Here is a 25,884-nt window from a genome sequence, read left to right on the forward strand (position 1 = left end):
CCCGCGGCCCGGTGCGGCCGGCCCGCCGGGCACGGTGTGGCGGCGCCGGCCAGGCCGGCCAGGCCGGCCGACGCCGCTCGTACGGTCGTGGTCAGGCCGCCACGGCCGCCCGCACATCCGCCGCGCACAGCTGCCGCATCTCCTCCACCGTCGGCGCGACGCCGCCGCGCAGCCGGTTGGCCTGCTTGGTGATGGCCCGCTCCAGCAGCTGGCGGGCGTACCGGCCGTTGCCGAAGGTCTCGTCCCGGGTCAGGCCGTCGAAGTGCCGGTACAGCAGCGGGATGCTGTCGTTGCTGAAATCGAAGCCGCCGTCCCGGGCCAGCGTCTGCAGCACGGAGACGAGCTCGGACGCGGTGTAGGAGGCGAACGGGATCTGACGGCTGAACCGCGAGGCCAGGCCGACGTTGTTGGCCAGGAACCGCCGCATGTCACCGGTGTACCCGGCGGCGATCACCACCACGTCGTCCCGGTGGTCCTCCATCAGCTTCACCAGCGTGTCGATCGCCTCGCGGCCGAAGTCGTTGCCCTCACCGGCCAGCGCGTACGCCTCGTCGATGAAGAGCACGCCCCCTCTCGCCCGGTTGAAGACATCGGTGGTCTTGACCGCGGTGTGCCCCACGTACTGCCCGACCAGGTCGGCCCGGGAGACCTCGACGAGCTGACCGGTCCGCAGCACGCCCATCGCGTTGAGCAGTTGCCCGTACAGCCGGGCCACGCTCGTCTTGCCGGTGCCGGGCGCACCGGCGAAGACCAGATGCCGGGAGATGGTCGGGGTGGGCAGCCCGGCCCGGTTCCGGGCCTCGGTGGAGGTGATCAGGTCGATGACGTCGGCCACCTCCCGCTTGACGTCGTCCAGGCCGACCATCGCGTTCAGCCGCCCGAGCAGGTCGTCGACGACCTGCCGCCGGCTGGCCGGCTCCGGCTGCGCGGCCGACGACTCGCCCAGATCCTCCGGCAGCAACCGGGCCAGCTCGATGTCCGGGGTCCGCGGGTTGTGCGACAGCCGGTACGCCTGGCGCCCCAGCATGTCCTCGAAGACCTGCCGGGCCAGTCTCGCGTTGCCGAACGTCTCGCTCCGGGCCTGCTCGGAGAAGTGCCGCACCAGGGCCTGCCGCGTCTCGTACTCCAGCACGTAGTGATGGGTGCGGCACAGCCGTTCGACGATGGTGGCCAGCTCGTCGTCGGAGTAGCTGTCGAACTGGATGGTGCGGGAGAAGCGGGACTCCAGACCGGGGTTGGCGGCCAGGAACGTCCGCATGTTCGGCGCGTACCCCGCGACCACCACGACGACCTCGTCCCGGTGGTCCTCCATCAGCTTCACCAGCGTGTCGACCGCCTCACGGCCGAAGTCGTGGCCGCCGTCGGGCGCGAGGGTGTACGCCTCGTCGATGAACAGGACGCCACCCAGGGCCTCCTCGAACTTCGCCGTGGTCTTGACCGCCGTACCGCCGACGTGCTCGGCGACCAGGTCGGAGCGGGACACCTCCACCAGCTGCCCGCCGGAGAGCACCCCGAGCGTGGCCAGAACCCGGGCGAAGATCCGGGCCACGGTGGTCTTTCCGGTGCCGGGCGGCCCGGCGAACACCAGGTGGCGGGACATGGGCGGTACGTGCAGCCGGGCCTCCCGCCGGCGCTTGGCGATCTGGTTCAGCCCGACCAGGGTGGCGACCTCGCGCTTGACCCCGGCCAACCCGACCAGGGCATCCAGCTCAGCCAGGAGAGCCGCCACGGCGTCACCCTCGCCCCCGCCACCGGGCGCCCCGTCGACAGGGGGGCCGGCGGCCGGATTCCGCGACGGGTCCGGCCTCGGGTCGGCGCCGGTCGGGACGGGCGGCGCGGTCGGCATGGTGTCATCGGGCACCGGCGGCTCCCGCCACGCGTCCGCGCCGGTGCCCCCCAGGCCGGCGTGGGGCGCGGCCGGTGTGGCCGGGGAGCCGGATCCTGCGGCCGGCGGGCGACCGGCGGGCCGCGCCGGCAGCTGGACCGGCAGGGCGTTGTGGCCGGCGTCGACGTCGATCACCTCGATGGCGGCCCTCGGGCTGGGCGCGTCCACCGCGACGCCGCCGTTGCCGCGAATCACCCCGCCGCGCAGCCGGACCGGCAGGTCGGTCTCGACGAGGACCCCCGGTCCCTGGTTGCCCACGATCTCGCAGTCGGTCGCGTCGACCGTGCTGCCGGAGCCGGCCCGCACGCCCGGACCCCGGCTGCCGCTGATGCGGCTGCGGGACACGGTCACCGCGCAGGGCCCGCCGGCCAGCACGCCCGCGCCACCGGAGTCCTCCACCGACAGCGAGGACAGCTCGGCTCGGGCACCGCCGGCCACCTCCACGCCGATGCGGCAGCCGGTGAACCGGGAGTTGAACAGCGCCGTGGCCGCGGTGCCCGCGACCCGGGCACCCGCGGCGCTGGCACCGGTGACGTGACCGTCCTCGAATCGGCCGCCGCCGCCGGCGGCGTGCAGACCGTACCGGACCCCCTCGATGGACAGGCCGGTCAGGTGCGGGGCGGCCTCCTCCTCGACCGCGACACCGATCGCGCTGTCCCGCACGCTGACGCCGTCCAACCGCGCCCGCGAGTGACCGGTCAGGAAGACACCGGCGTCGGCGCATCCCACCACCGCCCCACCGGCCAGTTGCGGTGCCGCCTCGTCGGTGACCAGCACCCCGGGCGCACCGGACTCGCGGATCTCGCAGCGGCTCAGCCGCGGCGCGGAGTTGCCCACGCAGCGCAGCCCGTGGCCGCGGGCGCGGGCGATCAGCGACCCGGACAGCGTGGGCGCCGCGTCGGCCATCGTCACGACGGCGTGCGCCCGGGCGTCCAGGATCTCGCACCCGTCCACCACCGGGGTCGCCTTGTCGGAGACGAGCAACCCGACCTCGCCGCCCACCACGGTCGTCCGGATCAGGTGCGGCCGGCTGGCCTGCTGCGCGACGACCGCGTACTGCCCCACCTCGTCGATGCGGCACCCCTCCAGCCGGGGGGCGCTCGAACCGACGGCCAACAGCGCCGCCTCCCCGAGCCCGGTGAAGGTGCAGTCCCGGAACACCGGTTCGCAGGCACCGGCCACCATGACGCCGCAGCGGGCGATGTCGTGCAGGCGCACACCGGTGTAACCGCCCGAGCCGGACTCGTGGATGACGCCGGCGCCGCCGGTGTTGGTGACCGAGCCCCCGGCCATCTCCACCGCGCCACCGCAGACGTGAATGGCGGCCGGCCCGACGGCGTCGACCCTGCATCCCTCCAGCCGCAAGCGGCCGGCGGCGACCTGCAGCAGCGGCAACTGCTCGTCGCCGCCGCGAATGACGATGTCCCGGATCAGGATCTCCCCACCGGCGGCCAGTACCGCCCCGCCGGGTGGCACCTCGATCGTGACGGTGCCAGGGCCGTCCTCGGCGACCAGGACGACGTCCCGCTGGAACAGCGGCGCCTCGCGGTACACCCCGGGACGCACCGCCACGGTGTCGCCGGGGGCCGCCGAGGCCAGGGCCCGGGAGATGTCGGCCAGGCATCCGGTGTCCCTCGCCGACACCGACAGCACGCTGGTGGTCACGGTCTCACTCCTTTACGCGCCGTCATGGCCGTCGTCGCCCCCGGTACGGCCGTCACGGGGCGGTCCGTGCCGGTGGAACCCGGCCGGGTCGCGAACCGGCGGTTTTCGGCGTCGAACCCCAGCGGCCACGGCAGTGGTGTCGAGGTTTGTGCCCGATCCGGTCGGGCGGCGAGGGCCTCGCGCAGCTTCCGGGCCACCCGATCGTCGAACGCGCTGTCGGGACGGTCGAGGGCCATCTCGCGCAGCAGCACGCAGGGCGTACCGGCCGGTCCGGCTGCTTCGACGCCGAGCACCGCGAACCGGGAACCTGCGGCGAACATCGCCCTCCCCCTGCCGGAGGCCACATCCTGGGGGGCTCGCAGCTGGTCGAGGCGCCGCGCGGTGGCCGACCAGATCGCGTAGAGCGGTCCGGCGCCGGCGGCGCCGCCGGTCAATGACATCTCGGTGAACGCGGGCTCCACCACCACCTCGCCGGGGCGGTAGAGGGCCGCGACGTCCAGCCCGGCCGGTGCCGCACCGTAGACAGGTGCGCCGACGGCGGGTAGTTGTACCAGCCCCGCGCAGGCGCACCTGGCCAGCATCTGGACGTCCTCGTCGGGCGGGGCCGTGCCGCGCAGCGCGCCGTTGACCCGCTCGCCGACCCCGTCGAGCAGGGCCAGGACCGCGACGAGCCCCGCCACGGCATCATGCGACCCGGTCGCGCTGCGCAGCCCGGGATGCAGCGACAGCGCCCGGGCCACGGTCCGGGAGTGCGCCTGGAACTTCCACCCCAGCGCGGACCGCATCCGCTCACGGTCACCGTCCTCGGTCCCGGCCCGGACCGGCAACCAGGACAACCCCGCGGGCCGGCGCTCACCCGAGTCGAGGCCGGTCGCACCGACCGGCCGGCGCTCACCCGACTCGACCCTGGTCGCACCGACCGGCCGGAGCGGCCGGATCGCGGCCGGGTCGAGGCGGATCGGTGCCACCGGACCGGGCGGACCGAGGCCGGACGCCGTCGGCGGAAGGACCGGCTCCACCGGCCGCAGCGCCGCCGGGGCGAAATTGGTCGCCGCCACCGGACGGGACGGTTCCGCCGGCCGCGACCCACCCAGGCCGAGGCCGGTCCCGACGGTCTCGGCAATCCCGACGGTCTCGACAGTTTCGGCGGTCCCGGGAGTCCCGGCGGTCTCGACGGGCTCGACGGGCTCGACGGGCTCGACGGGCTCGACGGGCTCGACGGTCGGACGGGACGACGGGCCTGCGGCGTCGATGTCACCGTCGGCCGTGGGGCCGGTGATCGACGGCCGCTGGCTGCCCAGTCCCGGCCGGGGCGTCTCGACCGTTGGCAGTGCCACCGGATGGACGCCGAGGTCGATGCGGGGGATCTCGACCAGCGGCATCGCCAAGGGCCGCAACCCTGGCGGCGGCGCCGGGACGGGACCGGAAGCCGGCGACGGGGCCGGGCCGGGAGCCTGCGGCAGGGCTGGGCCGGGAGCGGGCGGCGGGACTGGGCCGGAAACCTGCGGCGGGGCCGGGCCGGACACCGGCGGCGCCACGGCGTCCGCCCCCTCCCCGAGCGCGGGGCCCTGGTACACACGCATCGATCCTGATGCGGGCAGGACGCGGCCCACCGGCTCCGGCCCGTCGCCGTCGGCTCCGGGTCTCCAGCACCAGAACTGTCCGTCGGCGAGGGCGCGGCCGAAGGTGAAGCGGACACCGGCGTCCGATGCGTAGACCGGCGCGCCCAGGTCGACGGACAACTGGCGCAGCAGCGGTCCGGCGCCGTCGGCCGGCGCCGATGGCTGGGTGACCAGCAGCACGGGCCGGCCCCGCCAGTTGGGGCAGCGCCAGACCAGGTTGGCCAGTTCGGCCGCGGTGAGCGACCGGCCGCCCAGCCGGAAACCGGTCGCGTTCGCCTCGACCGCGACGCTGAACCAGCCGGCCGGCCCGGGGGTGATCGACCCCGGCACCTCCCACGGCCCGGGAGCCAGCACCAGGGCCCGCGAGCCGGCATCCGCCGCCCGGATGCGCGCCATCGCAGCCCCCATCACCTGCGACGCGTGGCGCAGGTACCGTCCTACGCCCCGGTCTCCCCCAGGCGGGCCGGTCGGTGGGCGTCCCCAGGACGACGGCAGGGGCGAGCGAGCCGCCAGCCGCATTGCCAGGTCGGCAGGCAACTGGCTCACGGTTGCACCGGACGTTCCGCCCCGGTCTCCGGGTCAGCTCCGGCCGGCTCGTCCGACCGCCAGGGGTTCGGCGGGTCCGACGACTGGTCCGGGTCCAGCGGGCCCTCACCGGGGTCGGGTGGCTGCCACACGGCCTCACCGGACCGGCCGTCGAACAGGTGCACGAGCGCGCGGTGGACGGAGATCTCGTCCAGCGGCTCGGCCGGCTCGGCGAGGCCCGGCCCGCCCAGGTGCGCGGCCAGGTCCGGGTCCGGCGCGAGGCCGTAGTTCTCCAGGTAGTAGGTCACCGCGTCGCTCCAGACCCAACTGCCGTCGGTGCGCAGGTGCAGCGGCACGATGTCGCCGCGCTCGGGCGCGAGCACGTCGGCCATCTGGGCGCTGCTCCACGTGATGACCACGGCCGAGCTCAGGGCGGCGATCAACTGGTCACGCTCGGCGCCGTCGGCGATCACCGGTCGATTGGTGGTGAACCACGGGCCGCGGACCGGGTCCACCCCGTCGAAGACCCGGGCGGTCGTGATCGGCGCCGCCGGCCTCGACGCCCACAGCAGGGCGCCGCACGAGCGGGCCAGGGTCTGGTAGAACGGCACGTCGAGCCCGGCCCAGCAGACCTCCACCTGGGCGTCCGCGTCGCCGGCCCCGGCCATGACCCGACGTAGCCGGACGGTCAGCGAGGGCATCGATTCCAGGGTGTCGTCGACGCTGACCACCGCGACGCGTACCGGCTCCTGCCATGGCCGCGCGTTCGACGGCATCCGCCACGAGTGCCAGACCGCGCGCATACCGGGGACGCCCGACGCCTCGGCCACGAGCGCCCGCTCCACCGCGTCGAGGCCCTCCGGCGGCTCGCCGGTGCGGTCCAGCGGCCGTACCACCAGCCCGGCTTCGTCCGCACCGGTCGGCAGGGCCGAGCGGAACAGCCACGGGGCCGACGGGCGCTCCCCGCGCAGCTCCTCCAGCGCCAGCGCGAGGTCGGTGCCCGCGCCGCCACGGATCAGCTCCACCCGCAGCAGCTCGATCTCGTCGCCGGCGAGTTGCAGCGGCTGCGAGACCGCCTCGAAGGCCAGCGCCTGCGCCACGTCCCGGCGGCGGCCCTCGGCCAGCCAGCCACGGATGTCGGTCAGCAGCCCGTCCTGCAACGTTCCCGCCAGCCGCAGCAGCAGCACGTGCAGGTTCGCTTCCGCCACCTCGTCGCGGTCATCGCCCCGCGCAGTGTCCGGCGACAAGTCCACGTCCACGGTTACCGCCCCTCCTTCCCGCGCCCGGATTCATCTGTGGCACGTCCCCGGGGGCCGGATGGGTTCACCGGGCCGCGAACGTGACCGCCTACTTGTGCCGCCACCACGACTCGGTGCTGGTGCGGTCGTACTGCTGGAAAGCGGTGTTGACCTGGCGTCCGTGCACGATCATCCCGGCGTACCAGGTCCGGGCCACGTAGTTGAACGGGCCCATGTCGACCGGACCGGCCTCGCGGGCGTTGGAGGCGCAGAACTCGAACACGTCCCGGCAGAACTCCAGGACGGTCTCCCGCCGCCCACCCGCGATTCCGGCGTTGAGCAGCTGGATGCCGCGGTTGGTCGACAGGAACTCCAACAGCTTGGTGCTGCCGCCGTGCTGGTAGACCATCCACGGGATGCACAGCGGCTGCTGCTCGTCGCCCAGGTACAGCCGGTCGTCCATCTCCGGGAAGGGGTCGCGCAGCATTTCGACGTCGGTGCCGTCGACGCACCACACCTGGTCGATCTGGGGGTGTTCGCGCAGGTAGCGCCAGTAGCAGAGCCACCGGTGGAAGTACGGTGAGGTGCCGGCGCCACCGGCCGGCACCCGCACATGCGTCACCAGATCGGTGTCCGCGACGTCGAGGCAGTCGTGCAGGACGACGAGCCGGCGGCCATGCCGCTCGACGGAGCGGCGCAACTCGTCCAGATCGCCGTAGTCCGGCGTCCAGGCCGTGCCGCGCTGCGGGTCGGGCTGCGCGGTCAGGTACGTGGTCAGGACCACGCCGTGGGTCGCCGCCGCGCCCACGGCACGGGTACGGAACTCGCGGTACTCGGCCGACTGGTAGCTCGCCTCGGACCGCGTCTTGAGGTCGCGTACCAGATGGAAGCGCTCGACGGCGGGCACGCTGGAGCCCACGGCGGTGCGCTCGTCGCAGCTGAAGATGAGCTCTTCGCTGCCCACCACGTCCGCGAACCGGAACGAGGTCAGGCCGGCGTTGTAGATCCGGTTGGAGATGTCCACGTGTTCGTACCCCCACCGGCCGTACCGCGTGTCGTACCCGCCCACGCGGTCCAGCACCCGCCGCTCGAGGTAGAGCATGCAGCCCCGGGGATGCGTGTACGCCTTGAGCTGCTCGTCCCGATAGACCTCGGTCGAGTCGGTCAGCCGGCCCGCCGGGGTGTCGGTGAAGATGTACATCAGGTGCGGCTCGGGGCTCTCCAGGTACGGCCGCTCCCACCCGTCCACGAGCGGCCAGCAGTCGTCGTCGAACAGGAACAGGTGGGTGCAGCCCTGCTCGACGAGCAGCTCCAGGCACTTGTTTTTGGCCCGGGCGATGCCTGCGTTGGTGTCGAAGCGGAAGGTAGCCTCCTCGACCGGCTCGTCGCTGGCGTCGTCGACCACGACGATCGCGGCGCCGCTGGGCGCGTACTTGCGGATCGCCTCCAACGCCATCTCGAGCACGGCGCCCCGGTTGTGGGTCGTGATCCCGATGCCCACGGCCGGGAAGTCAGTGTCCTGCATGCCCACCTCTTCAGTCTGGGCGCCGCGGCGCCGTCACGCGAGCCCGATCGCCCGGGCGCGGTACCGGTCCGAGGGCCAGGCGGTGTGGGGGTCCTCCACATGGGTCACGGTGTCGCGGCTCCGCCGGGTTCACCGTTCGGGCGGTCGACCCGCCCGGTGCCGCAGAGGTAGGGACAGCCCTCCCCCCACCAGAGGGACAACCCCCTCGGGAACAGGGATCACCCGGTATCGGTGAACGGACGTTCAGCGGCACTGTCGAGGCATGACAGAACGAGTGGGGAGCACGCGACGGATGAGCGCCGTGGACGGCGACCGGCGCCTCCACGACCTGATGAGCGCCTATCAGCAGCCCCTGCTGAAGTACGCGCAGCGACTCACCGGAGGCGACGCCGCACGCGCCGAGGACGTCGTGCAGGAGGCGTTCCTGCGGGCGTGGACGCACATCGACCGGCTCACCGACGACCGGGGATCCGTGCTGGGCTGGCTGCGCCGGGTGGTCCACAACCTGGTGATGGACGGGTACCGCGCGCAGCGGTCGCGACCGGCCGAGGTCGAGATCGAGAACGCCGGCACGGTGGCCGCGCCGGACGTGACGGCCGACGTGGTGAACTCCCTCCTCGTCGAGCAGGTCCTGGGCGTGCTGTGGCCGCAGCACCGGGCCGCACTGGTGGAGACGTACCTCAAGGGTCGGACCGCGGCGGAGGTCAGCGCGGCGCTCGGCGTTCCGGTGGGCACGGTCAAGAGCCGGGTGCACTACGCGATGCGCGCGGTCCGGGCCGCCCTGGCAGATCCGCCCGACCGGGAGGATTACGCGCTGAGCGCCGCGTGACCCCGCAAACGTCACGCCCTATAGTCATCCGATGCCCCGCTCGACCGCGCGAGCCGGAAAGCCTCCCGGCACACCAGGCCCGCAGGAAAATGTGGCGCGGGTGGTCGAGGCGGTGCACGGTCTGCCGCCGGGGTCGCCGCCGGGGGCCCAGGCCGCGGCCTTGACCCGGGCGCTCGGTGAGGGCCTCGGCGCCGAGTCGGTCGCCCTCCACCTGCGGCTTCCCCTCCTGGCCGTCGACGACCCGGCCGAGGCGGCGGCCCGGGACGGCGTGCGGGAGTACCACTGGGGCCCCGCCGGCCGGGCCAACCCGGACCGGCCCGGTGACGGCCGGGAATCGGCAGCGACCGCGCCCGGGGGCACCACGAGGATCCGGCTCGACGACGGGCGGCAGGTCCTCGCCGACGTCTTCGTCCGCCCGGCGGAGGCCGGCGAGCGGCTACGCCGGTGGCCCGAGCTGCTGACGGTGACCCGCCTGCTGCTGTCGGACGTCCAGTCCCAGCTCCGCGCCGACGAGGCCGGGAAGCTGATCGGCCGCAGCGCCGCCCTGCTCGCCGACGCACGCTCGCGCGCCGCCGGCGAGATCGAGCAGCAGCGCTACCAGCTGGAGCGCGACCTGCACGACGGGGCCCAGCACCACATGGTCGCCCTCCAGATGTCGCTGGCCATGGTCGAGCACCAGCTCGGCGCAGGTGAGCCGACCGAGGCCGCCCACCACCTCGACCGCCTGCGGCAGCTGCTCGCCAGCACCGAGGAGGTCCTGCACACCACGGCGACCGGGCTGCTGTCGCTGCCCCTGGCCGACCATGGTCTGGTGGCCGCGCTGACGGGCCGGCTGGAGCCGCTGGGCACGGTCACCCTCGACGTCGACCCGCTGATGACCGGCCGGCGGTATCCGTCGGAGGTGGAGGCCACCGTCTACCTGGCCTGCCTGGAGGCGGTCAGCAACGCGCACAAGCACGTCCCGGGGGCCGCGGTCACCCTGACGCTGCGCACCTCCGCGCGGGGGCTGAGCTTCGAGGTGGCCGACACCGGGCCGGGATTCGACACCGGCGGGCGGATGCCGCTGCACTACCTGGCTGCCCGCCTGGGATCGGTCGGCGGCACGCTGAGGGTCCGGTCGAGCCCGGGCGAGGGCACCCGGGTAGCCGGGTTCGTTGCGGTCTGAGCCGATCCGTCCGGCTATCCGCAGACACGCGCGTCGCCAGCCGGTAGTCGGCCGCCGTCGACGACCAGCCGCTCGCACGCGCGGACCAGCACCGCACACGCGGCGCGAATGTCCGCGCACCGATCGGGGGCGATGCACTGGGCCCGCCAGAACGCGAGCGCCTGACCTGCCGCCCGGATCACCTGCTCCGCGTCGGCGTCACCGGTCAGACCGGCCCGGGACCGGGTGTCCGTCCCGTGCGCACCGAGCAGCCGCAGGGCGTCGTCGTGCCCACGCGGCAGCGTGATCCGCCAGCCCTGCAAAGCCTGCAACAGATCCAGCTCCGCCACCTGGTAGGCACCCGCCACGGCCGCGTCCACCGCGTGCGCGAGCTCGTCGTTCAGCTGCCCGGCGGCGTGGCAGGCCACCAGGGCACGCAGCGCCCATCGGGCGGCCAGCACCCCGGTCGCCGCCGGCAGCCGGGTCCGCAACGCCTCATCGACGGCGCGACCGCCCTCGGCTGCCGGATGCCAGTCGACGACCTCGTCACTCATCGTCCGCAGCCACTGCCGCGATCCGGAACTCGCGGCGGCGCCCTCGCGCATCGCAGAGATCACCACCGGGGAGAACCCGTCCCGGCCCGGTGCCCGCAGCACGGTGAGGAACTCCGACTCCGCGGCGCTGGCCGGACCACCCAGCGCGAGCAGGACCGCGTCCGGCAGCCCGTACGCCCCGTCCGACCAGCGGCGCAGCCGCACCGCGAGGTCGACGTCGACGCGGTCGCGGCAGTGCCCGAGGCGAAGGCCGCGCAGCGCGTCCGCAGGGATCTCGACCAGGATCCGGTCGAGGCCGGCCGCCGCGTCCGGCCACCCGACGCCGGACCAGTCGGGGGCCCGGACCGCTCGCCACGGTGGCGCACCGCGCACCGGGCGCAGGGTGATCCGCCGGTGCGGCCCGTACCCGTAACAGATGGGGACCCCGCCCGCCGCGTCCGGCGGCGCCCAACCGGTGTCCCCCGGAGGGCCGCACAGCACCCGCATCAACTGCTCCGACTCCGCCCCGACCACCACCACGCGGGCACGGCGGTCCTGCCGCCCGAGGGCGACCCGCACCGGCACGCTGTCCGAGGGCCCCTCCCGGCGATCCACGAGCAGGCCGAGCAGGCGGCGCACGGGAGCGCCGGCTGCGGTGTCCTCCCCTGGGAGGCCGTCCGGTGCCCCGGCTCGCCCGGCCGGCACCGGCACGGCGGTGCGCGCCGTCTCCGGCCAGTCCCCGCCGAACCGTTGCGGCAGCCGGATGCCCACCACGGTCGCCGCGCGTCCCGGTGCCTCATCGACCGAGAGCCGCCCGCCGAGCGCGGCCAGGCGGCGGGAGTCGTCCCGCAGGACCGCCGCGACGTGGGGCCGCTCGACCTCGGCCCCCTGCACCTGGATCGTCAGCACGTCACCGTCCTGGGACAGCTCGACGGACAGTGGCTCGTCGCCGCCACAGGCGCTCAGCGCCGCCATCGCCGAGGCTGCCGCCTGGTACAAGGTGGACTCGACCTCCCAGCTCTGGCGTCGGCCGAGTTCCCCGTGGAAGCCCACCGGCACGGACAGCGACGCGGCGATCTCCGCCAACGCCGCCGCGACCCCGCCACCGCGCAGGACCTGCGGATACACCCCGCGGACCACGGTCCGGAACCCCTCGATCATCTCGTGCAGGCCGGCGCGGATCGTGGCGGCGATCGTCTCGGCCTCGGGTGAGCCGCCGGTCAGCGCACCCTCCAGGGCGCGGGCATGGGTCAGGATCGCCCGCAGCTGCCGCTCCGGCGTCACGGTCACGGCCGTGGCGAGCCGGTCGCGCTCCACGGCCTGCACCGCGGACAGCTCCAGCCGGACGACATCGGCCTGCCGGGCCGCCCCCTCGGCCCGGCTCCGCGCGGCGGCGCCCGCCGCGCGGTTGCGGGCCAGGCGCAGCAGCAGCCCGACGCAGACCGCCGTCTCGCCCAGCAGAGCCGCCGGCGCGGACCGGGGCCCAGGCTGCTGCCGGTGGGCCAGCACCAGGACGCCGCACCGCGCTCCGCCGTCGGTCACGTCCACCGTCGCGGCGACGCCGGCCGAGGTCAGCAGCAGATCGGGGTCGTCGGCCCGGTCCGGTAACGCCGGCCCCGGCCCCCGGTGCCGGTGCTGCCAGGCGACGGCCGGGGTCCACTGCGGGCGGGCGGCATTGTCGGCCACCGGGAGCCACAGTGCCGCGTACCGCACTCCGTGGGCGTGGCCGAGGTCGCGCAGCAGCCTGCGCAGGGCCGGCCGGTACCCGCCCAAGCCGTCGTTCGCCCGCTCGCCGGTGGGCAGCGCATCCGACGAAGCCAGCCGGGCCAGGACGGTGAACGGGCCGGGCGAACGCGCCGGCCCGTTCACGGGAGCGGTGGTCCCAGGCACGCCGCTAGCCTGCCGTCCGGTCCGACCGCAGGTACGCCAGCACGGCCAGGACCCGCCGGTGGTGCGCCGTGGGCTCCGTGGACAGCTTCAGTTTGGTGAAGATGCCGGCGATGTGCTTCTCGACCGATTTGACCGACAAAAACAGCTCCTTCGCGATTCCCGCGTTTGACCGTCCCTCCGCCATGAGTCGCAGCACCCCGCGCTCCCGGTCCGTGAGGTTCGCCAACGGCCCCCGGGCCTGAGGGCTCGGCCGGTCCACCAGCTTCACCGCCAGGGCCGGCTCGATCACGAGTTCCCCGGCGGCGATGCGGACGAGCGTGTCGGCGAGCACGGCGACCCCGGCCACCTGGTCCTTGAGGCGGTACCCGATCCGCTCGGTCCCGATCTCCAGCAGCCGGTACAGGTAGTGGGCCTCGGCGTGCTGGGAGAGCAGCAGCAACCCCACGTCGGGGTGCCGCGAACGGACCCGTTGGGCGGTGTCCAACCCGCCGTCCAGGCCCGGCGGCATCCGGATGTCCATGACGGCCACGTCGACCGGCGTGCTGGCCAGCAGTTCGAGGAGCTGGTCGCCGTCGCCCACACAGCCGACGACCTTGTGGCCCGCGGCGGACAGCAGCAGTTGCAGCCCTTCCCGGAACAGTGCGCCGTCGTCGGCCACCGCTACCTCCATGGCCAGCCTCCCTATATCAGCGCCTGCGGTCCCGGGCCGCCGATGCGCCGACGTAGTGTGCTTATTGGGCATGACCGATTGTTTGCCCCGGTCGATTATGGATGGCCGTGACGGTCGCGACGAGGAGGACTGGATGTATGGGGTCGGCGTCGACTTGGGCACGAGTTTCGCCGCTGCGGCGATGGCGCACTCCGGGACCCTGGACATGGTGCGGCTCGGCGGGCAGGCCATGGTGACCCCGTCTGCCGCGTACCTCGACGAGAACGGCGAGCTGCTGACCGGTGAGGCGGCCGACCGCCTCGGTCTGCAGGATTCCAGCCGGGTCGCGCGCGAGTTCAAGCGGCGCCTCGGCGACCCCACCCCGGTGATCCTCGCCGGCGCACCGCACTCCCCCACCGCGCTGATGGCCGCCCTGCTTCGCTCCATTCTGGACGCCGTGAGCCGGGCCCGGGGCGGGCCACCCGACGACATCGTGCTGACCCACCCGGCTGTGTGGGGCCCGTACCGGCGGGAGCAGTTCACCGCCATCCCGCCCCTGGCGGGCCTGCCGCGACCGAACAGCCCACAGACGGAGGGGTCGCCGGGCCATCCGACGGTCCGGACGGTCACCGAGCCGGTGGCCGCGGCCACCTACTACTGCGCCACCCACCCCCTGCCCCCGGACGGCCTGCTCGCCGTCTACGACCTGGGTGGGGGGACGTTCGACAGCGCCGTCGTGCGCAACGGCCGGGGCGGGCTCGAGATCGTCGGCACCCCGGAGGGCATCGAGTGGCTCGGTGGCGCCGACTTCGACCAGGCGATCCTGGATCATGTCAACCGCCAGCTGGGCGGCGCCATCAACAAGCTCGATCCGGCCGACCCCGGCACCGCGGCGCTGCTGGCCGCCGTGCAGCGCGAGTGCGTGATGGCGAAGGAAGCCCTGTCCACGCGCCTGCAGGCGGAGATCTCGGTGCCCCTGCCCGACGGCGTCCGGCACGTGACCATCACCCGGGACACGTTCGAGAAGACGATCAACCCGTCCCTGGACGCCACGGTCGAGGCGTTCCGGCGGACCCTGACGAACGCCGGCATCACCCCGCAGGACCTCAACGCGGTCCTCCTCGTCGGCGGCTCGTCGCAGATACCGCGGGTCAGCGAGGTGCTGCGGGACACGCTCCGGCGGCCGCTCCTGATCAATACCCATCCGAAGCACGCGGTGGCGCTGGGCGCCGCCATGCTCAGCGCGGACGCCCTGGCAATGCGGTCGACTCCCACCGCCCCCGGACCCGAGCGGCGCACCGTCGTCGCCGCCGTGCTCCCGTCGGACCGTCCCGAGACAGGCGCCGCCGAGGTCGAGGCCGTCCCGGAGGTGTCGACCGTACTCGCGCCCGTCGTGGCGGCCGCGCCGGTGCTGCCGTCCGATGCGCCGGGAGACGCCGGAGACGGGTCCGCCGAGCCCGAACAGACACCGACCACGACCATTCCGGTACGGCGCCGGCCGAGGCCGCGGCACCTCCTGCTGCCCGCGGTCGTGGTGCTCGTCGCCACGATGCTGGCCGCGTCGTACGTGGCCCTGCCCGACCTGTGGAACGGCGGCCCGCCCGAGTGCGGCACCGCCGACGTGGCTCTGGGCCGGCCGGCCACCGCCTCGTCGACGGAGGGCGCCGGCTACCCGGCGGCCAACGCGGTCGACGGCGACACCACCAGCCGCTGGAGCAGCAGCACGTCCGGCGATCCGCAGTGGCTACAGGTCGACCTGGGCGGCCAGGTCGACGTGTGCGGCGTGTCGATCCAGTGGGAGAGCGCACACGCGACGGCGTTCCAGATCCAGCTGTCGACCGACGGCACGAACTGGACCAACGTCCACTCCACCACGACCGGCGAGGGCGGCAGGCAGAACCTCACCGTGTCCGGCACCGGCCGGTACCTGCGCGTGCACGGCACCGCCCGGGCCGGCGGCAACGGCTATTCGATCCGGGATCTCGACGTCCACACCACCAGCGGCTCCTCCGCCGCGAACGTCGCGCTGCCCGACGCCGCCCCCTCGGTCAGCGTGAGCCCGACCGGACCGGCCCCCACCAGGAGCGCCCCGCCCACACCAGCCCCGTCCACACCCGGCCGGATCGAATCGAGTCCGAAGGCGCCAACCCCGGCCAAACCGCGCCCGACCCCGTCCAAAGCGGTCCCCCCTGGCAGCACCAGCGTGATCCGGAGCGTGGCCACCGGGCTCTGTGTGGACAGCGACGACAACCCGGCGATGGCGGTGAACGGCGTAGCCCTGGGCGGACACGCCTTCGCCCGCAGCTGCTACGGCGGGGCCAGCCAGAAGTGGCGTGAGGGGCCGCCGCTGTCCAAGGACCCCACTCCAGGCCCAGGCTGGTACCGGCTGCTCGACGAGCTGACCGGCTTCTGCCTCGACAGCAACCACGACGGCACCATCTACACCCTGCCGTGCGCGAACCCGAACCCTTTCCAGCTCTGGCAGCGGGTGGCCAAACCGCGCCCGGCCACCGGGCCGGCACCGTCCGGCACGGTGGTCGCCTATCGCAACCTGGAAACCGGTCGGTGCATCAGCCTGGCCTCGTCCGACAAGAAGCTGTGGACCCGGCCGTGCCCATCGGGCAACAGTTGGCCGGCCGACATGCTGTTCCGGCGCTGATCGGCATGCCGTAGGCGGCGCTCGACGTGGTTCGCCGGGGTCCGCTGCCGACGGCGGGCCGGGCCGTACGACCGGTCAGGGGCTCAGTCGCCGGGGCCCGCGGGGGCGACGCCGTTGTCGACGAAGTCGAAGGTCAGGCCCTCGCCCGCGTCGCCCTCGCCCACCCGTTGGGCAGTCAGGCCCTGCCCGTCGACCGCGCGCAGGTAGACCTTGCCCTCGCCGCCGATGGTGTACGTCGGGCGGCCCTGATCCCTCTTCTGCGTCTTCTCGATGGTGAACAGCTGACCGGCGCGGCGGGAGTCGCAGGCGGCCGCCACGATCGTCGCCGGGGCGCTGCCGTTGTCGCGCAGGCCCATGCAGTCGGGCTCGCCGCCGTCGTGTGCCTTCGCGGTCCGGATCTGGTACCTGTTTTCACCGGCGGGCAGCAGCACGAACAGGCTCTTGTCCGTCTCGCCGTCGGTCAGGTTCAGCCGGCCCTTGGCGTCGACAGCCAGGATCGACTCGAACGACCCGACCGGCCGCAACACGACCTGCCGTTCACCCCGCAGGATCGGGTCGGCGCCGCCCGCCTGCGACCCGCCCTTCGGCCCTGAGCCGGTGGGCGAGGGCGTCGCCGGGGTCGCGCCGCTGTCGGCGGCGGGTGCCGATGTCGCCGGCGGGGCGGCGGAATTCCCGGCCTCGGGGGACGAGGTCGCGCAGGCCTGCGTGGATGCGGCGACGCCGACGGTCAGCATCGTTGCGGCAGCGGCACGAAGGACAGACGCGGGGCGGAACGACGGGCTCAGCATGTCAACTCCTTGGTGATCTCCATCAGGAGGCTAACCCGCTACCGGCCCTCGCGCAGGGCAGCCGTCACCCCGTCCTCAGCCCGCCCGGCGCGCCCTCGCGCGACCGGACGAGCTTCCCGCCGACGTACGCGCCGTTCTCTGCTGACCGCCTGTGGGCCGGAGACGCCGAGCACGTCGGCGATGTCCGCCAGAGGCATGCCGATCGCGCGGAGCAGCGTGATGCGGCGGGCGCGGTCAAGCTCCTCAGGACCGTAGTACCGGTAGCCGGTGCGGGCGTCGATGTGGGCCGGGGTCAGAAGCTTCCGCCCGTCGTAGAGGCGCCACGCCTTCGGACTCAGTCGTGACTGAATACGGCGACTCACGCGGGGATCGCAGAGCGCTACTGACGGTTACTGCCAGCCGTGGTGGCTGCCCAGTGAGCCCGTGACATGATTGCCCCCATGGGGAAGCAGCAGGACGTCGGCGGGCCCGATCGTCACAGCGGGTCAGATACCACCACCGGTGACAGCGCCGACGCGCGGCTCGCCCTCGCGCAGGACCCCGCAACGCCACAGATGACCCTCTTCGAGTTGGCGTCCGACCCGTCGGCCGTGGTCCGCAAGGCGGTCGCGGCCCGGGCTGACGCACCCGCGCAGGCACTGCGACCGCTGACCCGGGACTTTGATCGTCAGGTCCGGGAGGCCGTCGCGAGAAACCCTTCGACCTCGGTCGGCAATCTCCTGCGTCTCGTCAAGGACGCCGACCGATGGGTCCGTTGGGCGGTCGCCGGCAACCCGGCTTGTGACGAGTCGATCCGTCGGGTGATGTCCGAGGCATCCGACAAGGAGCTTCGTGGTCTCCTCGCGGAGACGCGGGAGTTGGAGCCTGAGCTGGCCGCCAGGCTGATCGACGACGTCTCACCCGAGGTACGGGAACGACTCGCCACCCACACCCACGACCCCGACGTGATCACCGCCCTGATGGCCGACCGCACCGCACGGGTGCGCAAGGGGGTCGCCCGAAATCCGCGAACCACCGCCGAGCAGCGCAGCGCGCTTGCCCAGGATCCCGTGGTCGACGTTCGCGCCGCGCTGGTCCGCTCGGTCGAACTGACCGAGGCGGATCTGGAACACCTGGTCAACGACCGTTCGGTGCAGGTCCGACTGGCGATGGCAACATCCGAGTTCATCCCGCCGCACATCCGGCAGGCCCTCGGCCGCGATCCCGACGAGATGGTGGCCGACGCGGCGCGGAATTCCCGCCCGACGGCCGGCAACTCCCCGGTGATTCAGGCCCCCCGCGTCGGTCACCGGCGCTCCGGGACCGGTCCAGGTCGACCGGGCGGCACAGCGCGCTAGGTGTAGTGACCATGAGCGTTGTTGACGGCGTGGCGGCTTGATACGAGGTGAGACCTCCGGCGAGGTGGAGCTTGTCGAAGGTTCCGCATCACCCGGGAGGTCCTCGTGCCCCACGCTAACGCACCCCTGACAGAGCGCGGCAGCCTGTCGTGGCGTGATCGTCTGCTGATTTGTGAGACGACACGCCGGCCGAGTCCCCCAAAATCAGCAAACGATCACGAAGTCCCATCCCAGGGGCGGGGCGGGGCGGGAACGCGACGCTGACGTCGCCGACCGGCGGGCAACCCCGCAGCGCTCCCTTTGCACTGCTGCCCCCGGCGCAACGCTCACGGAGCGTGATGGTTCTGTCGACCCCTCGTGCCGCCACCCGACGCGAGGCGACTGCGCGGCGCTGGCGCTGGTGCTGCACGGCAGGTGCTGGTGTTGCGGTGGCGGCAGCAGAGCAAAGGGGCGAGGTGGCATTACCCGCCCGGCACCCCAGCCGCGCGGACGGCGGGCCCCCTGTCCCACCTCAGCCGCCCACCCCCAACGGCTGGCGCCTACAACATGATCAGGGTCTTCGCCGCAGTTCATCGATCAAGCCGCAGCTGTGGCGGGTCGGCCTGGACGAGGCCGAGGCCAGGGCGCGTGTCGCCGGCAGGTTCGTGCGGATGGAGCCACGGGCGACGGCCGGGCAGTTCGTGGACTGGACGCCGGCGTACCCGGTCGGATGGGTGACCGGGGTGCGACATGACTGGGCGAACGGACGGCCGGCAGCGACCTTCAGGAGCAGCGGCGAACAGGCCCCACACGGTACGTCGAACCAATCGCGCGGTCCGGTCCGGTAAAAGATCATCGACGCGCCGGGCAACGCGGCCCGGTCCCGACATCGACTCCCTCTCGAACACCCCATCGGTTCGGTAGGGAGAGACGAATGACGCGATGGAAACGGACAGTTCGGCGCGGGTCGGTTCCCGCGCTAGCCCTGTCCCTGACAATGGCCGGTGCCGTACCGGCCGCTGCCACCCCCCAGCCGACCGGTGACCCCCCGTCGGCCCCCCGCCCGGCGGCGGGTGCGCTTCCCGGCGAGCGGACCGTGACGTTGCTGACCGGCGACCGTGTACGGGCAACGCCAGCTGGACCGCGACCGTGGACCACCCGGCTGGTAGTGGGTTCGCCTCGCTTCGGGCGTTCGCCGTGGACTCGGCCGGCAACACGGTACGGCAGACGATCGTCCACGCGTACCGACTGAAGGGATGACCTGCGGGTGCTGTTCCGAAAAAGCGACAAGGCAGCGGCCGACGAGGAGTACACCGCGTACGTCCGCACCACGATGGACCGTTGGCGTCGGGTGGCGTACCTGATGGCCGGTGACTGGGACCGGGGGGACGACGTCCTGCAGCAGGTGCTGACCGAGCTCTACCGCAATTGGAGCAGGGCGCGGAAGGCGGACAGCCTCGACGCGCTCGTCCGCACCATGCTGTTGCGCCGGTTCATCGACGGGCAACGGCTCGGCTGGGCCCGGGTCCGGCTCGGCACCGAGCTGCCAGAACGGGCCGGGGCCACCGGGGCGGACCCCACCGACCGGCTGGACCTGGTGACCGCGCTACGGCAGGTGGCACCCCGGCAACGCGCCGTCCTGGTGCTGCGCTACCTCCACGACCTGTCGGTCGAGGAAACGGCGAAGACGTTGAACTGCTCGCCCGGCACGGTCAAGAGCCAGGCCCTCAAGGGTCTCGAGAAGATGCGCCACCTGCTTCCGTCCCCCGTCAGCGTGCCAAGGAGCCAGCAATGATCGATGAGGACAACGACATCGCACGTCTCATACGCGTCAACATGGAGGGGGTCGAGGCACCCCGCTCGAAGTTCCTGGACGTGAACCGGGCGATGCGCACCGGCCGCCGCCAGCGCTGGTACGGCCCTACCGCCGGCGCCGCCGTACTGGTTGCCGCACTCGCCGTCGGCGTGGCCGTCATACCCGGTCAGCTTGGGAACGATCCCGTCAAGAGCGGTGACGCGAACATGCTCGCGGTGGGTAGCTACACGGTGCTGGCTGCGCAGTCGGCCGGGTTGGCCACCCTGCCCGAGGCCCCGGCCGCAATCGACCCGATGGGGTTGTACCTCAGGTTCGGGTGGTTGCCCAACGGCTACGACCACCGGCAATACCAGGCGGGCTTCGTTCCTGGCTCGACCGGCTCGGTCGCCTACCTGTCGGCGAAGCAGGACGGGGATGCCAACTCCGACAAGGGCCGCGTCTCGGTGACCCTCTACCCCCGGGGAGTGACCCCGGATGCGCCCCAGCGTGACGACCGTAGTCGCGGCACCGAACTCGACACTGCCGCCGCCAAGTCGGTGAACGACAACGCCGCCTCGTGGATCGCCTACAGCGGAGCCGAGGGGATGGAGACGATTCTCCGCTGGCGGTACGCCCCCGACGGCTGGGCCCAGCTCCGCTTCATGGGCAACGACCCGAGCCTGGACGTCAAGGCCACCGCACACAGGATCGCAAGCTCGATCGGGCTGAACAGCAGCGAGAAGGTTCCACTGCCCGTCCAGAAAGCCTCGTTGCCGACCGGTCTCAAGCCAGTCACCGTCAACATCTCCGACTCCGTACGGACTCCTCACTCCTGGTACGCCTCCATCACGCTGGGCACGGCGATCGACCCGGCGCAGCCCTTCACGAACACGCTGGACGTCAGCGTCTCTCCGTACAAGAAGGAAGAGGACAAGACCGAGAAGGAAAGGCTCGCCCCGGCACCGAACACGACCATCGACGGTCAGCCGGCGTACAGGTTTCCCCTTGACGGACCCGCCGCGACGGTTCGGGTCGGCAAGAGCGGAGGCGTGGTGGTCAACGTGGTCGCCGCCGACTCACTGCTCGGACAGCTCGGCCCGAACGGCGTGCTGACCACGTACCAGGGCCTGAAGCTGGTCGACAAGCCGGCGGACTGGTCCAGCCCTCTGAAGGGCTGAACCGACCGACGAGCACGATGCTGGCCCGTCGGCTGACGCCGGCGGGCCAGCACGCCCCCTACCTCGGGTACGTCGATCAGGAGGATGGCCCGAGATCCTGGCCAGGGCCTCGGTCCCGCCCGTCCTCAGCCATGTCCCCTCTCCCGCGAATGCCCCGGGAGATCGCCGCCGCGCCGCCCCATGCCGCCCCGTACGCAGGGCAGTCGGGTGGCGGCCTGACGACCGCGCCCGCCAGCCGGGCGAACGGGCCGCCGGCGGCCAGCAGGACGGCGGGTGGCCCCCACTCCACCATCCGGCCGCCGTCGAACACCAGCACCAGGTCGGCGTCGGCGACCGTGGAGAGCCGGTGCGCGATGACCACCCGGGTCATGGGTAGCGCCCGCAATCCGGCCTCGACCGTGGCCTCGGTCACGGTGTCCAACGCGCTCGTCGCCTCGTCCAGGATCAGTAGCGCCGGATCGGCCAGCAGGGCCCGGGCGAGGGAGACCCGCTGGCGTTGCCCGCCGGACAGGCCGGCCCCGCCGTCGCCGACCCGGGTCTGCAGCCCCATCGGCATGGCCGCCACGTCGTGGTGCAAGGCGGCCAGGCGGATCGCTCGCGCGATCGCGGCGTCGGAGGCGTCGGGACAGGACAGGGTCAGCGCCTCACGCAGGGTGCCCGCCCCGACGTAGGTCTCCTGCAACACCACCCCGATCTGCTGGCGCACCGAGGACAGGTCCAGCGTGGCCAGGTCGAGACCGTCGAAGCGGATCTGTCCCTCGGTCGGCGCGTACAGCCCGGTCAGCAACCCGACCAGGGTGCTCTTGCCGCTGCCGGAGCCGCCGACCACCGCCACCTTCGTACCCGGCCGGAACACGGCGGTCACCCCGCGCAGCGCCCAGGGGGAACGCCGGTCGTACCGGAAGCCCACGTCGGTCAGGCTGACCAGCCCGGTCAGCACGGGCGCGGGCCGTCCCGGTGTGGGCTGTTCGACCGGCGCCTGCGCGATGTCGGCCATCCGGTCCACCGTGGGCGGCAGCAACGTGAACGACGGCAGTCGCTGCGCCAGGGCCACCGCCGGGTTGATCGCGGAGACCGCGAGCGCCGCCAGCCCGGCCGCCTGCCCCGGCGAGTCGGCCCGCCGGGCCGCCACCAGGAGTACGAGTACCGGGCTGGCAACCGACCAGGCGGCGAGGACGGCGTCCGAGACCGCCGAGAGCCGGGCCAGCCGGTGCGACGCGGAGATCCCCCGCTGGAACGACTCCTGCCACCGCCGCAGCACCCGCCGCTGCGCCCCGGCGACCCGGATCGCCGCCATGCCCTGCAACGCGTCGGCCAGCCGGGCCGACTCCTCGCCGGAGGCGAGCAGCGCCTCCCGTTGCAGGGCGCCGGATCGGCTGCCGACCCACAGCGCGGTGACGACCTGCACGGCGATGACACCGGCGGCCACCAGGCCCAGCACCGGCGCCAGCACGGACACCACGGTCAGGTAGCCGACGGCCAGCAGCGCGTCGAGCGCCGTGGCCACCAGCGACGACGCCAGCAGGTCCCGCACGGAGCCCGCCGCGCGGACCCGGTCGATCAGGTCGCCGGCCGACCGCCGGTGGAAGTACCGGTAGACCACCTCGAACAGCCGACTCGCCGTGTCGGTGCTGAGCCGGGTGCCGATCTGCCGTTGCAGGGCCGTCACGGCCAGCCCGCGCACCAGCGACAGCGTTCCGGTCACCAACGCCAGTGCGGCGGCGGCGGCGAGCCACGACGCCTGCGGGGGCGCGGCGGCGTCGATGATGGCGGCCGTCGCCCACGGCACGGTCAGCCCCGCCACGATGATCAGCAGGGACGCCGCCGCCAGCACCGCGAGCAGCCCTCTGTGCCGGCGCAACACCGACACGAGCAGCTCCCGCACCGGTGCGGGCATCGGCGTGGCCGGCGGTGCCGGGCCGGCGGGCTCGGCCAGCAGCACCACCCCGGTCGTGCCGGCCGAGAACTGCGCGGGCGACAGCCGCCGACGGCCGACGGCCGGATCGACGACATCGATGCCGCGCCGGCCGATCCGGTGCACCACCACGTAGTGGTCGCCGTTCCAGTGCGCCACCAGGGGCAGCGCCAGCTCCCGCAGGCGGGTCGCGTCCTGTCGCAGCGCCGGCAACGCGATCGCCCGGCAACGCAGCCCGAACTCCTGCGCCGCGTCCCTCAGGTCACGCAGGCTCAGCCCGTCGCGGCCGACGTCGAGCCGGGCCCGCAGGTGCGACACGGGCACCGCCCGACCCGACGCGGCCAGCAGCATGGCGAGCGCGCTGGGGCCGCAGTCGGTGGCGGTGACCTGGAGGACCACCGGCACCTGCCGCCGGCGGATCACCTGGTCGGCACCGTCCGGTCACGGGGCAGCCAGAACCACTCGACGTCGGTGGCGGCCCGCCGGTCGGCCAGCCACTCGTCGAACACGGCCCGCTCGACCAGCGCTCGCGTGGCGGTGTCCAGCGCGGCCGGTTCCCGGGCCACCACCACGGCCGTCACCGGCGCCCCGGCGACCACCGTCGACACCGGCCCGGTGGCGTCGCGTACCTCGGGTGCCGCCGAGGCGGCGATCGTCCGTAGCACCCCGGCCGCCCGACCGTCGCCGACGGCGGTGGCCACCGCCGCGAGTGCCCCCTTCCGGCTGGTGGGCAGCGTGCCCTCGGCGGTCCAGGCGACGACAAGGGTGTCGAACGAGGACCGGTGCCGCGCGAACCAGGCCGTCACCCGGTCGCCCACCACGCGCTCGCGCAGCCGGCCGACCGCCACCGTGTCGGCTACCAGGTCGGCGAAGTCCTCGGCGGACAGGCCCCGCTCCGCGAGCCACCGGGCGGTCGACGCCGGGTCGAGCAGGCCCTTCGCCCGGCGGTACGCGTCCGCCGCCGCCTGGAGTTCCTCGTCGGGTATCTCGACGGGGTGGAGTTCCAGCTCGGTGGCGATCAGGGCGGTGTCGACCAGTCGGGTGAGCACGTCGTGGTCGTACCAGAGGAAGTCGAGCGCGGTCAGGGCCTCCCCCACCCGAAGCGTCCGGGTGCCGACCCGGGCGAGGTGGTGGTCGGAGTGCCGGATCGCCCCGCGCAGCGGCCACGGCAGCGCCGGCGCCGGGCTGTACGCGACGGAGACGGTGCCGGCGGGCTCGCGGAGCAGCACGTCGAAGGAGACCGATCCGTCGCTGGTCTCCTCGTCACGCGCGACCGCGACGTCGGCCTGCGGCCAGCGCTCCCGCAGGGGCGCGAGCCGGTCCCGGGCGTCGCGCAGGCTGACGCGCCCCGTGGTCAGCTCACGCGCCAGCGCGAGAGCCGCGTCGAGCAGGGCGGGGTCCAGGGTGGTCATGAAGCAGCTCCGGGGGTGGGCACGGCGTCGGTGAGCAGGTCGACCACGGCGGCCGTGATGGGCAGTCCGGTCTCCTCCTCGACCCACAGGTACTGGCCAGTGGGGTTGATCTCGATGTACACGTACCGGCCGTCGGGGGTGACGATCAGGTCGAGGGCGCCGTAGCGCAGGCCGAGCAGGCGGGTCAGCGCCACGCAGCGCGCCGCGACGTCGTCGGGCAGGTCGTACGTGCTCATCGGCGTGTTCCGGTCGTCCTGCCGACGCCAGTCGTAGCGGGCGTGGTTGGACCGCTGCGAGTCGATGGCCGCGGTGAACACCCGGTCACCGACGACGGTGACCCGCAGCTCGACCTTCTTGGGCACCCGGGCCTGCGCGATGAACGGGCAGTGCCGTACGCCCTCGACGTGCCCGATGTCGCGATGGCTGACCGGCTCCGTGAAACGCATCAGCTCGTCACCGATGCTGGAGAGGCCGACCTGCTTGGCGATCAGCTGACCGCCGGTGCGGCCGAACAGGTCGAGCACGACGTCCGGATCGTTGCCGACCACGGTCGCCGGCACGTCGAAGCCGAGGCGCAGGGCGAGCTGGAGCTGGCGGACCTTCTGTTGCGCCCGCAGCACCACCGGTCGGGGCGCGGGCAGGGCCGGCACGTCGAGGGTCTCCCAGACGTCGCCGACGAACTGCCGGCTCTCCTCGACCACGAACCTGGCAAACGGTTCGCCGAGGTGGGCGGGCGCGACCGGTACGCCGGGCCGGCGGAACCAGACGGCGGTGACCGCGTCGAGATCGACGACCTGGCGGCCGGCCCCGTCCCGGTGGCTCCCGCCCGGGCCGGCCCCGCAGGTGCCGGGGTGCCACCCGAGGATGCGGGTCAGCCGCCCGTCCCGGATGGCGATCGACAGCGACGCACGGGACGGCACGTCGGCCGGGTCGAAGCGGACCCAGTCCGCGCCACGCCTGCGCAGCTCGGCCTCGGCCGCGTCGGCGTGCACGTCGTCGGGGGCGGTAAGGATGAGAATCATGTGCGCGCTCCGGCGGGTCGCCGTCGACGGCACGGACCGGTGCGGCCGGGCCGTCGACGGCAGTTGATCAGAAGTCGGCGTCGGTGTCCGGCCGTCCCCCGCCGGGGATGTCGTCGATGGTCTTCGACGAGCCGGTTCCGGCCGGCGGGAGGCCGCCGAGCATCCGGGCGAGCTGCTCGTCGGCCAGTTCCACCCCGTCGGCGGGGATGGCGTCGATCCGCACGGTCCTGCGCTTCATGGTCCTACCTCTATCCACATCGGTACGTCGACCGGCCAGTCGGCCGGCCGGATATG

At 73.4% G+C, this 25,884-nt stretch carries 18 protein-coding genes; 6 read left to right on the forward strand and 12 right to left on the reverse strand.

The window, feature by feature from the left end:
- Positions 1-91: 91 nt before the first annotated feature.
- The 4 genes from GVV04_RS03755 to GVV04_RS03770 all read right to left on the reverse strand — a co-directional run bounded on the left by GVV04_RS03755 (position 92) and on the right by GVV04_RS03770 (position 8,460).
- Positions 92-3,550 carry a right-handed parallel beta-helix repeat-containing protein gene (locus GVV04_RS03755; protein ID WP_161684401.1) on the reverse strand — a complete coding sequence of 1,153 codons (3,459 nt, stop codon included), beginning with the start codon at positions 3,548-3,550 and terminating at the stop codon, positions 92-94.
- Entirely contained in the window at positions 3,547-5,568 is a 2,022-nt protein-coding gene (locus GVV04_RS03760) for a hypothetical protein (protein ID WP_161684403.1), read from the reverse strand. Before GVV04_RS03760 ends, GVV04_RS03755 begins: the two co-directional genes overlap by 4 nt.
- 146 nt (positions 5,569-5,714) lie before the next feature.
- Positions 5,715-6,956 carry a hypothetical protein gene (locus GVV04_RS03765; protein WP_161684405.1) on the reverse strand — a complete coding sequence of 414 codons (1,242 nt, stop codon included), beginning with the start codon at positions 6,954-6,956 and terminating at the stop codon, positions 5,715-5,717.
- 88 nt (positions 6,957-7,044) lie between these two features.
- Positions 7,045-8,460, reverse strand: a complete 1,416-nt coding sequence (locus GVV04_RS03770; protein ID WP_161684407.1) for a glycosyltransferase family 2 protein — start codon at positions 8,458-8,460, stop codon at positions 7,045-7,047.
- Positions 8,461-8,752: 292 nt separating this feature from the next.
- On the opposite strand from GVV04_RS03770, the gene GVV04_RS03775 reads away from it, so the two are divergent.
- A complete protein-coding gene (locus GVV04_RS03775; RefSeq protein WP_235965559.1) occupies positions 8,753-9,289 on the forward strand; it encodes a sigma-70 family RNA polymerase sigma factor in 537 nt (178 codons plus the stop codon).
- Positions 9,290-9,320: 31 nt separating this feature from the next.
- Positions 9,321-10,454 (forward strand): sensor histidine kinase, encoded by a 1,134-nt coding sequence (locus GVV04_RS03780; protein ID WP_161684408.1) that lies wholly within the window; start codon positions 9,321-9,323, stop codon positions 10,452-10,454.
- Positions 10,455-10,468: 14 nt separating this feature from the next.
- Here GVV04_RS03780 and GVV04_RS03785 read toward each other — a convergent pair whose 3' ends face one another.
- Positions 10,469-12,856 (reverse strand): hypothetical protein, encoded by a 2,388-nt coding sequence (locus GVV04_RS03785; RefSeq protein WP_161684410.1) that lies wholly within the window; start codon positions 12,854-12,856, stop codon positions 10,469-10,471.
- Positions 12,857-12,860: 4 nt separating this feature from the next.
- On the reverse strand, positions 12,861-13,526 hold the full coding sequence (locus GVV04_RS03790; protein WP_161684412.1) for a response regulator: 666 nt from the start codon (positions 13,524-13,526) through the stop codon (positions 12,861-12,863).
- 133 nt (positions 13,527-13,659) lie between these two features.
- Between GVV04_RS03790 and GVV04_RS03795 the strand changes: the two genes are divergently transcribed.
- Positions 13,660-16,164 (forward strand): Hsp70 family protein, encoded by a 2,505-nt coding sequence (locus GVV04_RS03795; protein WP_161684413.1) that lies wholly within the window; start codon positions 13,660-13,662, stop codon positions 16,162-16,164.
- 83 nt (positions 16,165-16,247) lie between these two features.
- On the opposite strand, the gene GVV04_RS03800 is transcribed toward GVV04_RS03795, so the two are convergent.
- On the reverse strand, positions 16,248-16,952 hold the full coding sequence (locus GVV04_RS03800) for a hypothetical protein (protein WP_161684415.1): 705 nt from the start codon (positions 16,950-16,952) through the stop codon (positions 16,248-16,250).
- A gap of 38 nt (positions 16,953-16,990) precedes the next feature.
- Positions 16,991-17,314: a MerR family transcriptional regulator gene (locus GVV04_RS03805; protein ID WP_161684417.1), complete on the reverse strand. Its 324-nt coding sequence runs from the start codon at positions 17,312-17,314 to the stop codon at positions 16,991-16,993.
- Between the two features lie 78 nt (positions 17,315-17,392).
- On the opposite strand from GVV04_RS03805, the gene GVV04_RS03810 reads away from it, so the two are divergent.
- The 3 genes from GVV04_RS03810 (at position 17,393) to GVV04_RS03820 (ending at position 21,241) form a co-directional block, all read left to right on the forward strand.
- Positions 17,393-18,289, forward strand: coding sequence for a hypothetical protein (locus tag GVV04_RS03810; protein WP_161684419.1), 897 nt, complete (start codon positions 17,393-17,395; stop codon positions 18,287-18,289).
- Between the two features lie 1,246 nt (positions 18,290-19,535).
- Positions 19,536-20,063 (forward strand): SigE family RNA polymerase sigma factor, encoded by a 528-nt coding sequence (locus GVV04_RS03815; RefSeq protein WP_328822187.1) that lies wholly within the window; start codon positions 19,536-19,538, stop codon positions 20,061-20,063.
- The gene (locus GVV04_RS03820) at positions 20,060-21,241 is read left to right on the forward strand and encodes a hypothetical protein (RefSeq protein WP_161684420.1); all 1,182 of its coding nucleotides are present in this window, start codon (positions 20,060-20,062) and stop codon (positions 21,239-21,241) included. The genes GVV04_RS03815 and GVV04_RS03820 overlap by 4 nt, the downstream gene beginning before the upstream one ends.
- A 76-nt stretch (positions 21,242-21,317) precedes the next feature.
- On the opposite strand, the gene GVV04_RS03825 is transcribed toward GVV04_RS03820, so the two are convergent.
- The 4 genes from GVV04_RS03825 to GVV04_RS03840 all read right to left on the reverse strand — a co-directional run bounded on the left by GVV04_RS03825 (position 21,318) and on the right by GVV04_RS03840 (position 25,828).
- On the reverse strand, positions 21,318-23,579 hold the full coding sequence (locus GVV04_RS03825) for a peptidase domain-containing ABC transporter (protein WP_161684422.1): 2,262 nt from the start codon (positions 23,577-23,579) through the stop codon (positions 21,318-21,320).
- On the reverse strand, positions 23,576-24,568 hold the full coding sequence (locus GVV04_RS03830; protein ID WP_161684424.1) for a TIGR04500 family putative peptide maturation system protein: 993 nt from the start codon (positions 24,566-24,568) through the stop codon (positions 23,576-23,578). The genes GVV04_RS03825 and GVV04_RS03830 overlap by 4 nt, the downstream gene beginning before the upstream one ends.
- Positions 24,565-25,590, reverse strand: coding sequence for an ATP-grasp domain-containing protein (locus GVV04_RS03835; protein WP_161684426.1), 1,026 nt, complete (start codon positions 25,588-25,590; stop codon positions 24,565-24,567). Before GVV04_RS03835 ends, GVV04_RS03830 begins: the two co-directional genes overlap by 4 nt.
- A gap of 67 nt (positions 25,591-25,657) precedes the next feature.
- The gene (locus GVV04_RS03840) at positions 25,658-25,828 is read right to left on the reverse strand and encodes a putative ATP-grasp target RiPP (protein ID WP_161684428.1); all 171 of its coding nucleotides are present in this window, start codon (positions 25,826-25,828) and stop codon (positions 25,658-25,660) included.
- Between the last annotated feature and the right edge of the window lie 56 nt (positions 25,829-25,884).

The organism is Micromonospora rubida (assembly GCF_009908295.1).
Lineage (GTDB): Bacteria > Actinomycetota > Actinomycetes > Mycobacteriales > Micromonosporaceae > Micromonospora > Micromonospora rubida.

Excerpts from the sequence above, each read along its gene's own strand:
- GVV04_RS03790 (WP_161684412.1), bottom strand. The coding sequence starts at position 13,526 with ATGGAGGTAGCGGTGGCCGACGACGGCGCACTGTTCCGGGAAGGGCTG.
- GVV04_RS03820 (WP_161684420.1), top strand. The coding sequence starts at position 20,060 with ATGATCGATGAGGACAACGACATCGCACGTCTCATACGCGTCAACATG.
- GVV04_RS03775 (WP_235965559.1), top strand. The coding sequence starts at position 8,753 with ATGAGCGCCGTGGACGGCGACCGGCGCCTCCACGACCTGATGAGCGCC.
- GVV04_RS03760 (WP_161684403.1), bottom strand. The coding sequence starts at position 5,568 with ATGGCGCGCATCCGGGCGGCGGATGCCGGCTCGCGGGCCCTGGTGCTG.
- GVV04_RS03780 (WP_161684408.1), top strand. The coding sequence starts at position 9,321 with ATGCCCCGCTCGACCGCGCGAGCCGGAAAGCCTCCCGGCACACCAGGC.
- GVV04_RS03800 (WP_161684415.1), bottom strand. The coding sequence starts at position 16,952 with ATGCTGAGCCCGTCGTTCCGCCCCGCGTCTGTCCTTCGTGCCGCTGCC.
- GVV04_RS03830 (WP_161684424.1), bottom strand. The coding sequence starts at position 24,568 with ATGACCACCCTGGACCCCGCCCTGCTCGACGCGGCTCTCGCGCTGGCG.
- GVV04_RS03835 (WP_161684426.1), bottom strand. The coding sequence starts at position 25,590 with ATGATTCTCATCCTTACCGCCCCCGACGACGTGCACGCCGACGCGGCC.
- GVV04_RS03795 (WP_161684413.1), top strand. The coding sequence starts at position 13,660 with ATGTATGGGGTCGGCGTCGACTTGGGCACGAGTTTCGCCGCTGCGGCG.
- GVV04_RS03810 (WP_161684419.1), top strand. The coding sequence starts at position 17,393 with ATGGGGAAGCAGCAGGACGTCGGCGGGCCCGATCGTCACAGCGGGTCA.
- GVV04_RS03770 (WP_161684407.1), bottom strand. The coding sequence starts at position 8,460 with ATGCAGGACACTGACTTCCCGGCCGTGGGCATCGGGATCACGACCCAC.
- GVV04_RS03840 (WP_161684428.1), bottom strand. The coding sequence starts at position 25,828 with ATGAAGCGCAGGACCGTGCGGATCGACGCCATCCCCGCCGACGGGGTG.